The organism is Biformimicrobium ophioploci (genome assembly GCF_030270605.1).
Classification (GTDB): domain Bacteria; phylum Pseudomonadota; class Gammaproteobacteria; order Pseudomonadales; family Cellvibrionaceae; genus Biformimicrobium; species Biformimicrobium ophioploci.
In genome coordinates this window covers 58,869-71,137 of record NZ_BSYJ01000007.1, presented here as the reverse complement: position 1 = coordinate 71,137, position 12,269 = coordinate 58,869, and the positions used below count along the sequence as shown (strand labels likewise).

General features: G+C 59.2%; 5 protein-coding genes. 4 read left to right on the top strand and 1 reads right to left on the bottom strand.

The window, feature by feature from the left end; genetic code table 11:
• Window positions 1-61 precede the first annotated feature (61 nt).
• The 3 genes from QSJ80_RS14685 (at window position 62) to QSJ80_RS14675 (ending at window position 7,768) form a co-directional block, all read left to right on the top strand.
• Window positions 62-2,197, top strand: coding sequence for a penicillin acylase family protein (locus tag QSJ80_RS14685; protein WP_285765229.1), 2,136 nt, complete (start codon window positions 62-64; stop codon window positions 2,195-2,197).
• Between the two features lie 224 nt (window positions 2,198-2,421).
• A complete protein-coding gene (locus QSJ80_RS14680) occupies window positions 2,422-5,757 on the top strand; it encodes a TonB-dependent receptor domain-containing protein (RefSeq protein WP_285765228.1) in 3,336 nt (1,111 codons plus the stop codon).
• A gap of 61 nt (window positions 5,758-5,818) precedes the next feature.
• Entirely contained in the window at window positions 5,819-7,768 is a 1,950-nt protein-coding gene (locus QSJ80_RS14675) for an alpha/beta hydrolase family protein (protein WP_285765227.1), read from the top strand.
• 46 nt (window positions 7,769-7,814) lie between these two features.
• On the opposite strand, the gene uvrA is transcribed toward QSJ80_RS14675, so the two are convergent.
• Window positions 7,815-10,637, bottom strand: coding sequence for an excinuclease ABC subunit UvrA (gene uvrA, locus QSJ80_RS14670; RefSeq protein ID WP_285765226.1), 2,823 nt, complete (start codon window positions 10,635-10,637; stop codon window positions 7,815-7,817).
• A 203-nt stretch (window positions 10,638-10,840) separates the two neighbouring features.
• Between uvrA and QSJ80_RS14665 the strand changes: the two genes are divergently transcribed.
• Window positions 10,841-12,187: an MFS transporter gene (locus QSJ80_RS14665; RefSeq protein WP_285765225.1), complete on the top strand. Its 1,347-nt coding sequence runs from the start codon at window positions 10,841-10,843 to the stop codon at window positions 12,185-12,187.
• The last annotated feature ends 82 nt before the right edge of the window (window positions 12,188-12,269 follow it).

Here is a 12,269-nt window from a genome sequence, read left to right as displayed (position 1 = left end):
TCAGGGTCCCTCGATGTCCGCCAGTCGCCAATCCGCAACAACCCCACGCCGTTGGCCTATATTGGCCGTTTCCTCGATTGTTATCCTCGCCGCAGCCGCTGTGTTGGTCGGCTGGCTATCCCTGCCTCCTTCGCTGAAGCGCCAGGTCGAAGCCGGTAACTACCTCACCCTTGGCGCGCAGTACGACGTGGAGATCCTGCGCGATCGCTGGGGTGTCCCGCATATCTACGGCAACAGCGACGCGGATACCGCATTTGGCCTCGCCTATGCGCACGCGGAAGATGACTTTGCCACCATCCAGGACGTGATCCTCGCCACCCGCGGCCAGCTTGCGGCGGAGCGAGGTATCTCTGCCGCAAAGACCGATTACCTGGTCGCATGGATGGGTGTGTGGGAGGCGGTCGAAGCGGGCTATGCCGCACTGCCGCAAAGCACGCGGGCCGTTGCCGAAGCCTATGCCGACGGTATCAACCTCTATGCGGCCCGCAATCCCGGAACGGCCTCACGCTACCTGCTGCCAGTGCGTGGTGAAGACCTGATCGCCGGGTTTACCTTCAAGACCCCCATGTTCTATGGCTTCGATGCGGTGCTCGGGGAGCTGCTGAGTGCAGAGGCGCCGCTGGAGCTTGCCCGCGATGGAGAGGCCGCCCTGTCCTGGGTGCCTTGCCAACACCTGCCTATCGGCTCGCAGGGCATCGCTGTGGCGCCGGCGCGCAGTGACGACGGTGCGACACGCCTGCTGATCAATTCCCACCAGCCCCTGACAGGGCCTGTCGCCTGGTACGAAGCGCGCTTGCACTCGGAGGAGGGCTGGAACGTTGCCGGGTCCACGTTTCCGGGCGCGCCGGCCATTATTCACGGGCACAATGCCAAAGTTGGCTGGGCCAATACCGTCAACAAGCCCGATCTGGTGGATATCTATCAGCTTGAATTGAATCCGCAAAACCCCGGGCAGTACCGGCTCGACGGCGAGTGGCGGGACTTCGAAGTGCGCGAGGCGCAGATCCTGGTGCGCTTGCTGGGGCCGCTGCACTGGACCTTCAAGCGCGATATCAAGCTGGCAGAACACGGCCCGGTAATGGAAACCGAGCACGGCAGCTATGCGCTGCGCTGGGCCGGTATGGGTGAAATACGCACGCTCGATTTTCTGCTTGGCATCAACAAGGCGCAAAACCGCCAAGAGTTTGAGCAGGCGCTGAAGATGCAGGCCATGCCCAGTATCAACTACGTCTATGCCGACGCAAATGGCGAGATCGGGCACTACTACAACGCCCAGTTTCCGAACCGCATAGAGGGTTGGGACTGGAACAAGGTCCTGCCGGGGGATCGTTCCGAGTTGATCTGGGAGGGCTACCGTACGTTCGAGGCAATGCCGCGTACGGTGAACCCGCAAACCGGTCTTGTCTATAACGCCAATAACCCACCATTCCAGGCAACTGATGGTGACGATGATCCACGCCTGGTGGACTTTCCGCCCTCTATGGGTATCGAGTCTGTGGTCACTAACCGAGCGCTGCAGGTCGAGGCACTGTACGGTGCAGATGCGCGCATCAGTGCGGCGGAATTCGAGCGCTACAAGTATGACTTCCGCTACCACCCGGATTCCTACCAGATGCGGGCGCTGCAAGGGTGGCTGGCAGCGCAGAATGGAGTGGAACTGACCGGGGAGCAGCGCAGCGCCATTGAGCTATTGCGAAATTGGGGTGGTGCCACGGATGCCGGCAACAGGGCTGCAGCGCTTGCGGTGCTCACCCTGGCGCCGGTGCAGGACGAAAATTCTGAGCACGTCGCACAAGAGAAGCTATCCGCTGCTTTTGAGCGGGCTGTCGCGGACCTGCAACAATTTTACGGGCGCGTGGATGTGCCGTTTGGAGAGGTGAACCGCCACGTGCGCGGCAGTTTCAGCCTGCCATTAAATGGCGGGCCGGATACATTGCGCGCGGTGTATGGCGGCCCGCTGAATGACAGTGGTCGTTTTGAAAACCGTGCTGGTGATAGCTACGTGATGTTTGTCGAGTGGGATGCAGCAGGGCAGGTATCCTCCCGCGCGGTGCACAACTTTGGCTCGGCGACCCTCGATAAAACTTCTCCGCACTATGCCGATCAGGTGCCGCTGTTTGTGGAAGAAAAAGTGCGGCCGGTGCCGTTTCAGCGCGCGGTGCTCGAGTCCCAAGTCTCTCGACGTTATCGACCCTAAGCATTGAGTCGTGCGCAATACCCCTAGGGATTTTGCGGGTAAATGACTGCAAAAGCTGTCAGGATGAAATTCATGCCATTTATTTTCGATATGTCTGCGGAATAGGCACTGGCGCTTGATTCTAAATACCATTCTCTCTTATAACGGTTTCATCTGTTACAGACTGTGACAGATCTGGTGTCAGACACTCGACACAGGGAATTAAATAATTAAGGGGGAAGGTCATGCGACCAAATTCACGTACAGCGGGTAAGCCGTTGTATTCAATGGAGCAGTTTGTCTCCGCCGCGGTGCTCGCTGCCGTACTTACACCAATTGCCTACGCTCAAGACGCGGAACAATGTAGCGTCGATGGTCAGGAGGGTAGTGAGGTCTGTGAGCTGCAAACATCCCAGGTGACACCTGCGCAGCAGTCCCAGCAGGAAAAGATTGCTGACGAGGATGTGGAAGAGGTAGTGGTTACCGGCTCGCGTCTCAAGCGCGACTCCTTCAGTAGTATTGCACCACTGCAGATTATCGATACCGAAGGCACGCGTGAAGCCGGTGTAATTGATACTTCCACCATCCTGCAGACTTCTACTGCCGCGAGTGGCCAGCAGATCGACCTGACTTTCTCCGGCTTCGTGCTCGACAACGGTCCCGGCGCTTCCACCGTGAGCCTGCGTGGCCTTGGTGCAGGTCGTACCCTGGTGCTACTGAACGGCCGCCGCATGGCTCCTTCCGGTGTAGAAGGCGCGCCGACCTCGCCGGACCTCAACCTGATTCCCGCATCCCTGGTACAGCAGTACGAGTTGCTGCTTGACGGTGCTTCTTCTGTATACGGCTCCGATGCGGTTGCCGGTGTGACCAACATTATCCTGAAGAAGGATTTTGATGGGCTGGAGTTTGAAGCGTTCAGCAGTAATCCGGACCAGGCCAATGGTGAGGAAAATACGCTCAGCGCAACCTGGGGTCTCAATTTTGACCGCGGCTTTATCGGTATGGGCCTCGAGTACTTCGATGCGAAGGCCGTTACCCTTGCAGACCGAGAGTGGACTGCCGGCTGTGATGAGAACCTGGAAATCGGCCTCGATGGCAAGGTCTATTCCGACGAGCGCTGGTACCCGGAAATCTACGGCATGGACTGGAACGGCGGTTGTAAGGTCGGTTCACTGGCCGGTCGTGTTTCCGTGCCCGGTGCGGGAAGCATCTATTACACGCCTGGAGTCAGTAATGGTGGCTGGAATGGCTTCTCCGAGTCGAGCATATTTGGCTTCGGTGTGGACTCGAATGCAGATGGTACCGCGGATATCAGCTTCAGTGACTATACCCTGAATGGTCGCGAGCAGTTCGCGCACCTGTTCCCGGAGCAGGAACGTGTGAGCTTCATGGCGTTTGGTGAGTACACCTTCGAAGGCGAGATGAATCTGACTCCGTTCTTTGAAACCCTCTATTCCAAGCGTGAGACCTTCATCAATTCCGGTGCGGCGCAGCTGTTCCCGAATGTTCCGGCCAATAATCCGTTCAATATCTGTAACCCAGCCGGTATTCGCGGAGTCGACTGTGGCCAGGCTTACAATGATCTCCTGGATAGTCCCGCATTTGCCGCTCAGTTTGCAGGTGTCTACGGGATCACGCCACGTCAGTTCCTGGATTTCGGGATCGTAAACCTTTATGAAGATGTGGTTGGCGCTCAGTCGTCGCTGCCGATTGTTTCCGTTTTGGGAGACCGCAACACGACGGATGTTGAGGTGGAGAACCTCCGCTTTGTGACCGGTATGCGCGGCGACTTGCCTCAGCTGAATGTCGGTACCCTGTCGGACTGGTCCTTTGACACCTCACTGTCCTACAGCTTGTCTGAGGGTAAGTCCGCCCGTTACGGTATCCGTGGCGATCGCCTGAGCTTGTCCCTCAACACCACGATTGAAGACCCAAACAATCCGGGTAACTTTATCTGTGGCGCAGACAATGATGGCGATGGTATCCCAGACGGCACCGACGGTTGTGTGCCGGTGGATATGTTCGCGCCTTCGCTTTATAACGGCATCATCGGTGACTTTGCTACTGCCGCCGAGCGCAACTATCTGTTCGACAGCCGCGATTTCGATACCGAGTATGAGCAGACCATCTTCTCCGCCTTTGCTTCCGGTACCGTGTATGAGATGCCTGCTGGTAGCGTAATCATGGCGCTCGGCCTCGAATATCGCCGCGATGAGATCAAGTCCATCCCGGATGATGTTGCCAGAGATGGCCTGTTCTTTGGCTTCTTCTCAGACGGTGGTGCGAGCGGCTCGAAGGACACCAAGGAAGCCTTTGGTGAGATCGAGATTCCGCTGTTGGCAGACAAGTTCCTGGCCACCGAATTGACCGCTAACCTGTCGGCCCGTTACACCAAGGACGAGTTCTACGGCGGCGCCTGGACCAGTGCCGGTAAGATTGGCTACCGCCCGGTGGACTCGCTGTTGCTGCGGGCCACCTACGGTACTTCCTACCGTGCGCCGAACCTGCGCGAGAACTTCCTGCAGAACCAGAGCGGTTTCAACAACCTGTTCGACCCCTGCATGATTCCGGATTCCGCGCTGGACCCGATCTCCGGTGGCTATAATCCGGATCTCGACGGTCGCTCGCCGGAAGTGTTGGCCAACTGCGCAGCCTCCGGTGTGGATCCGACATCCCTCAGCAACAATGGTTTCAACACCTACAGTGTCGAAATCGCGCGGGGTGGCTCCGAAGGTCTGGTTGAAGAAACGTCAGATTCCTTCTCCGTAGGCTTCGCATTCGATCAACCGTTCTTCGACGAGTTCGACCTGAGCGTGGGTATGACTTACTTCTCGATAGATATCGATAACTCCATCATCGAACCGTCCGGCCAGTTCCTCGTCAATGACTGCTATAACAGTGCCGAGGGCAATAGTGCATTCTGTTCTACCATTGCCCGTGATGAAGATGGCTTTATGGACCTGGTGGATGCAGCATTCGTTAACCGGGATAACGAGAAGGCCCGCGGTGTCGACTGGAACCTGAGCTATTCGCAGCCGGTAACCGTGTTCGGTGCGCCGTTTGATGTGAATGCGAACCTGACCATGACCCGGAACATCGAGCGTTCCCTCACCTATGTCGATGACAACGGGGTGAAGGATCGCGACAACTATCTGGGTGAGTTCGGCTATGCGAAGTGGGTTGGTCGTTCGCAGCTGAGTATCGACTATGACAAGTTCCGCTTCACCTGGCAGACCCGCTACCTGGGTAAGGTCGAGCAGGCCGCGGACCAGATCGATGAGTTCAGTGACATCTACGACAGCAACGATACCGGTTTCGAGTCTGACACCTGTATTGGTGTTGCCAACGGTGGCACCGATTGTCGCGATATTGGCTATGCTGACAGCTACTACACGCATTCAGCATCGCTTTACTATCGCGAAGATACCTGGACTGCCGGCATTGGCGTGCGTAACGTGTTCGACGATGAGCCACCGCGCATCGATACCAATGAGATTCTGGGTATCAACAATACTCCGATTGGTTACGGCTATGACCTGCAGGGCCGCAGCATCTTTGCAAACGTCCAGAAGGTCTTTTAATTGAGGTGACTTGAAAGGGCCCGCATTTATGCGGGCCCTTTCTGTTTTTGGGGGAATCATTTTGAAAAAGTGTTTTGATTCTTTATTGGCAGTGCTGTTTTTGTTCGCCGCGAATTTCGCGGTGGCGTCCGCGCCTTACCCGCTGGAGTATTGGGCGCTCCGTGATGTGGTCAGCAATGTTTCTATCTCGCCGGATGGCAAGCATATGGCGCTGCGAAAGATCGCTACCAAGGATGGCGATCCCGTTATCGAGGTTTATCGCACCGATGACCTGAATGCGGAACCTTATCGGGTAAATTCAAGCCCAATGGAGATCCAGAGCTTCTACTGGGTGAATGATGATGTGATCGCTATGCGCCTTCGACAGAAGGTGCGGGATAAAATTGATGGTTTCAATCGCGGTGTCTATGAGTACGTGCTCGGCTCAGTAGATATCAAACGCCAGAAATTGAAGAAGTATGACCAGCTCGGCGCGGATATTGAAAGCATCCTGCCGTCCAGGAAAAACAAGATTATATTTTCCTACCTTCCTGGCGGTGATGATTCAAAAATCCGCAGTGCGTTCCGGCCGCGTGCATATTACGAGCTTGACCTGAAGACCGGCAGTAAAAAACTGCTGATGCGCGGTAAGTTGAGTATTGGCCAGATCGAGTTCGATGCAAAAGGCAAGCCCTGGCTGGCCCGCGGTTTTGATATCCAGACCGGACACTACGTCTGGTATGTCCGCCAGCGCGGTGACAAGGATTGGCGCGAGATATACCGATTGCACGAAGACAGCTTTGAAGAGTTCGATGTGGTCGGCTTTGATACGGCGCAGCCACATGTGCTGTTTATGACCGCCCACAACGGCAACGACAAGGTAGGGCTGTGGGAATTCGATGCGCGTGCCGGCAAGTTTGGGGAGCTGGTGTATCGACGCAATGATGTGGATGTTACCGGTGTGCGGCGACACAGTAATTTCTGGTCACATGCGGACTCCGTCGTGGCGGTCTCCTATGTGAAAGACCAGCCGCGCTTCGAATATTTCGATCCCGTGGAGGAGGCCACCTATACACAGCTGGATGGCCTGATACCGGAATCGCACTACCTGAGGATCAGTAGCCGCAGCCGCGATGGCAAAAGCATGGTGGTGTATAACCTGGGGCCGCGCGATCCGGGCAGTTATTACCTGCTCCATGGCGGGCGGCTGCAGAAAGTCGGTAGCCGGCAGCCGCTCCTGGAAGCAGAGGCACTTGCTGATGTGCGCTATATCGAATACGAAGCAAGGGACGGGCGCACGATCCCTGCGTATCTCACCGTACCCAATGGTGAACCGCCGTATCCGGCCATCGTTCTGCCGCACGGCGGGCCGTTTGTATCCGAAGTGGTGATGTATGACGAGTGGGCACAGCTGTTGGCAAACAACGGTTACCTCGTTTTACAGCCGCAGTATCGGGGCTCCCGTGGCCGCGGCCTCGAGCACTACACGTCCGCATTCGTTGATGGTGGCCAGGGTGGCTACAAGATGCAGGACGATAAAGATGATGGCATGCTGTATCTGGTCAAGCAGGGGCTGGCGGAAAAGGATCGCCTGGCCATGTTTGGCTGGTCTTATGGCGGTTACGCCGCGCTGGTGGCGGCCGCCCGTGAAGAACAGATTTACCAGTGTGTCATTGCGGGTGCAGCCGTTACCGACAACAACATGCAGGTCAATTACTACCGGTCGCGCCTGCGCGGTGCGGGGCGGATCGAGCAGCTCGGCATGTGGGACGACAGCATCTCACCGCTGGAACAGGCTGAAAAGGTCAATGTGCCCCTGTTGTTGATACACGGCGACGTTGACCAGCGCGTGCCGCCCGAGCACGCAGCAAGGTACAGGAAGGCGCTGGACAAGTACGGTAAGAACTACAAATACGTGGAGCTGGAGGGTGCAGACCATTTCAGTAACACGCTGTTCTACGATCATCAGAAGACGCTATACGACTCCATGATCGCCTATCTATCGGAAGATTGCGGTCCGGAAGGTCTGTAAGCCTGGCATCGCTCCAGTACCCATCGCGGGCACCGGAGCGGTGACGTCACTTTGAAAGCATCGGCTTCAGGAAGCGCCCGGTGTGGGACTTCCTGTTTTTCGCTACGGCTTCCGGGGTGCCGGTGGCGATAATCTCGCCGCCGCCGGAGCCGCCCTCAGGCCCCAGATCCACGATCCAGTCTGCCGTCTTGATGACGTCCAGGTTGTGCTCGATCACCACAATGGTATTGCCGTGGTCGCGCAGGCGATGCAGTACGTCCAGCAGCATCTGGATGTCGGCGAAGTGCAGGCCGGTGGTGGGCTCATCGAGGATGTACAGGGTCTTGCCGGTATCGCGCTTGGACAGCTCGCGTGCGAGCTTGACCCGCTGCGCCTCTCCGCCGGAGAGGGTGGTGGCGGCTTGGCCCAGCTTGATGTAGGAAAGCCCCACGTCCATCAGGGTCTGCAGTTTCTTGGCGATTGTTGGCACCGGGTCGAAGAACTCGCGCGCATCTTCCACCGTCATTTCCAGGCACTCGTGAATGCTGCGCCCCTTGTACTTCACTTCCAGTGTCTCGCGATTGTAGCGTTTGCCCTTGCAGGTATCGCAGGGCACATACACGTCCGGCAGGAAGTGCATTTCCACCTTGATCACGCCATCGCCCTGGCATGCCTCACAGCGGCCGCCCTTGACGTTGAAGCTGAAGCGCCCGGGTTTGTAGCCGCGTGAACGCGCTTCCTGGGTGCCGGCAAACAGTTCGCGGATCGGCGTAAAGATACCGGTATAAGTGGCGGGGTTGGATCGCGGTGTGCGGCCGATGGGGCTCTGGTCGATGTCGACACACTTGTCGAAGTGTTCCATGCCGTGCACGGCTTCATGCGGTGATGCCTTCAGCGTGGTGGCCTTGTTCAGCTCGGTGGCCGCTACCGGGTACAGGGTGGTATTGATCAGCGTCGACTTGCCGGAGCCCGATACGCCGGTCACGCAGGTAAATACGCCGACGGGAATTTCCAGGGTGACATTCTTCAGGTTGTTGCCCGTCGCACCTTCCACAACCAGCATACGCCCGTCATGCTCCACGCGCTGTTCGGGCACTGCAATTTCCTTTTTGCCGGACAGGTACTGGCCGGTGAGGGATTTGGAAGTGCCGATGATTTTCTTGTACGGGCCGTACGCGACCACCTCGCCGCCGTGCACGCCGGCGCCGGGGCCAATATCGATAATGAAGTCCGCCTGGCGAATGGCATCTTCGTCGTGTTCCACCACGATCACGGTGTTACCCAGGTCACGCAGGTGGGTGAGGGTGCGCAGCAGGCGCTCGTTGTCGCGCTGGTGCAGGCCGATTGACGGCTCATCGAGAACATACATAACACCCACCAGACCGGCGCCGATCTGGCTCGCGAGCCGGATGCGCTGCGCTTCCCCGCCGGACAGTGTCTCCGCGCTGCGGTTCAGGGTCAGGTAGTTGAGGCCCACATCCACCAGGAAGCGGAAGCGGTCCTGCAGCTCTTTCAGGATCTTGTCCGCAATCTCCTTCTGCGCGCCCTTGAACTTGAGTGCGGTGAAGTAGTCGTGCGCATCGCCCACGGGCAGGGCGGTGATCTCGGCGAGGGTGCGGTTATCCACGAACACATGCCGAGCCGGTTTGCACAGGCGGGTGCCGTTACACTCGGGGCAGTGCTGGGTGCTCAGGTACTTGGCCAGTTCCTCGCGCACCGAGTTGGATTCGGTATCCCGGTAGCGACGCTCGAAGTTGTGGATGATGCCTTCGAAGCTGTGGCTGCGCTGGTATACATCGCCGCGGTCATTGACGTAGCTGAAATCGATCTCGGTATTGCCGCTGCCGTACAGGATGGCCTCGCGGTGCGCCTTGCGCAGCTTCTTCCAGGGTTTGTCCAGGTCGAATCCGTAATGTTCCGCCAGTGAACTCAGCATGTGGTAGTAGTAGACGTTGCGGCGGTCCCAGCCGCGAATCGCCCCCTCGGAAATGGAGCTATCCGGGTCGAGGATTACTTTGTCTTCGTCGAAATACTGCATCACACCTAGGCCGTCGCAGCTGGGGCAGGCGCCGGCCGGGTTGTTGAACGAGAACAGGCGCGGTTCCAGCTCGTTAAGTGAGTAGTTACACACCGGGCAGGCGTGGCGCGCGGAGAACAGGCGCTCCTCTTCCTCGCCGTCCATAAACGCGATGGAGGCAACACCGTCGGTCAGCTGCAGGGCGGTTTCGAAGGACTCGGCCAGGCGCAGCTGGAGGTCGGCGCGCACCTTGAAGCGGTCCACCACTACCTCGATGGTGTGCTTCTTGCGCTTGTCGAGCTTGGGGGTGTCATCCAGGTCGCACACGGTACCGTTGATGCGCGCACGCACGAAACCGTCGCGGCGCAGCTGCTCGAAAGTGTGCAAGTGCTCACCCTTGCGGTCCTTCACCACCGGCGCCAGCAGCATGATCTTGGCGCCTTCCGGCAGGGCCAGCACCTGGTCCACCATCTGGCTCACGGTCTGCGCCTGCAGCGGGGTGTCATGGTCCGGGCAGCGCGGTTCACCCACGCGCGCGAACAGCAGGCGCAGGTAGTCATAAATCTCGGTGATGGTGCCGACGGTGGAACGCGGGTTGTGGGAGGTGGACTTCTGTTCGATGGAGATGGCCGGTGACAGGCCCTCCACGTGGTCCACATCCGGCTTTTCCATCATCGACAGGAACTGGCGCGCGTAGGTGGAAAGGGACTCCACATAGCGGCGCTGGCCCTCTGCATATAGGGTGTCGAACGCCAGCGACGACTTGCCCGAGCCAGACAGGCCGGTGATCACAATCAGCTTGTCGCGCGGGATTTCCAGGTCGATGTTTTTGAGGTTGTGGGTGCGCGCGCCGCGCACGGTGATGGTATCCACGGAATACGGCTCTCCGCCAGGGAAATGGTCAATTATAAACACGGCCAATCTGCGGCCAAACTTTTTCGACCCTTGCGTCAGGAGGGCCCGGGGGTCGCCGGCGACAAATGCGCCGTTTCCGGCTAGAATCGCGCGCTCGAATAGTCCACCTGACCGCCCCGGCCACCGGCCCGGCGCGGCGGCAACCAGACAGTTTCCTGACTATGAATTCAATTGAGCGCCGGGCCCTTGCCGGGCTTTCTTCGCTGTACGTATTCCGCATGCTCGGCCTGTTTATGCTGCTGCCGGTGCTGTCCCTCTATGGAACGGAATACACCGGCGCGACGCCGATGTTACTGGGCGTTGCACTGGGTGCTTACGGCCTGAGCCAGGCACTGCTGCAGATTCCGCTGGGCATGCTGTCAGACCGCCTCGGGCGCAAGCCGGTGATCTTTGCCGGGCTGGCGGTGTTTGCCCTCGGTAGCGTGGTTGCTGCGACTTCCGATTCCGTCTGGGGCGTCATTGCCGGGCGGGTATTGCAGGGCGCAGGCGCGATCGCGGGGGCCACCATGGCACTTCTGGCCGATGTCACCCGCGATGAGAACCGCGGCAAGGCCATGGCGGCGATCGGCGCTGCGATCGGGCTGGCCTTTATGCTGGCCGTGCTGCTGGGGCCGGCGCTGGCGGCGCGCGGCGGCCTCGAAGCCATATTCTGGGCCAGTGCCGGTATGGCGCTGGCCGGCATGTTGATCCTGTGGCGCCTGGTGCCCACCCCGTTTACCCGCCGCCGCGATGGCAGCCTGTCGCGCGCGCGCCTGCGCACGGTACTCGCCAGCGCGGATATTCGCCGTCTCGTGACGAGCGTGTTCTTCCTGCACCTGCTGCTGACTGCGCTGTTTGTGCCGCTGCCGGTGCTGCTGGTCGAGCAGTTGCAATTGCCGGCGGATGCACACTGGAAACTCTATGCCCCGGTCATGTTGCTCGCCTTTGTGTTGATGCTGCCCGGCATGATCTGGGCGGAAAAGCGCCAGGCCATCCGGCTCGCATTCTGTGTGGGTGCACTGGGCCTGGGGGCCGGCTTCGGTATGTTGCTGGCGCCACTGGCGGGCTGGGTCCTGGTGCTGGCGCTGCTGCTGTTCTTTGTGGCGTTCAACCTGCTGGAGGCGCTGTTGCCGGCCCAGTTGACCCGGGTGGCGCCGGTGGATGCCAAGGGCACGGCGTCCGGAGTATATGCGACCCTGCAGTTCCTGGGGGCGTTTGTCGGTGGTGTCGCCGGTGGCTGGTTGTACGGTGCCTACGGCTATCAGGGTGTGGCCCTGTTTGGCATGGGGGTGGTCGCGGTGTGGCTGTTGCTGCTGGCGGGCATGCGGGTGCCGGCCAAGACCCAAACCCACGTCTTTTCTGCCGAAGGGGCGCACCTGCAGGAGCTGCAGCGGCGACTCGCGGGTTTCCCGGGCGTGGTGGAGATTGTGGCCGTTCCCGAGGACTGTGTGGCCTATGTGCGGGCGCGGGTTGGCGAGTTTGACGTGTCATCGGCGAGAGCGATGGCTGCGGCCCTGCCGCAGGCCTAATTCGCTGGCATTCCGGCGTGTAAATGGTGGTAGGATGGGGCCACCCGCGAGTGGGCTGGCGCACGCCAGCCTTGTCGCCCGG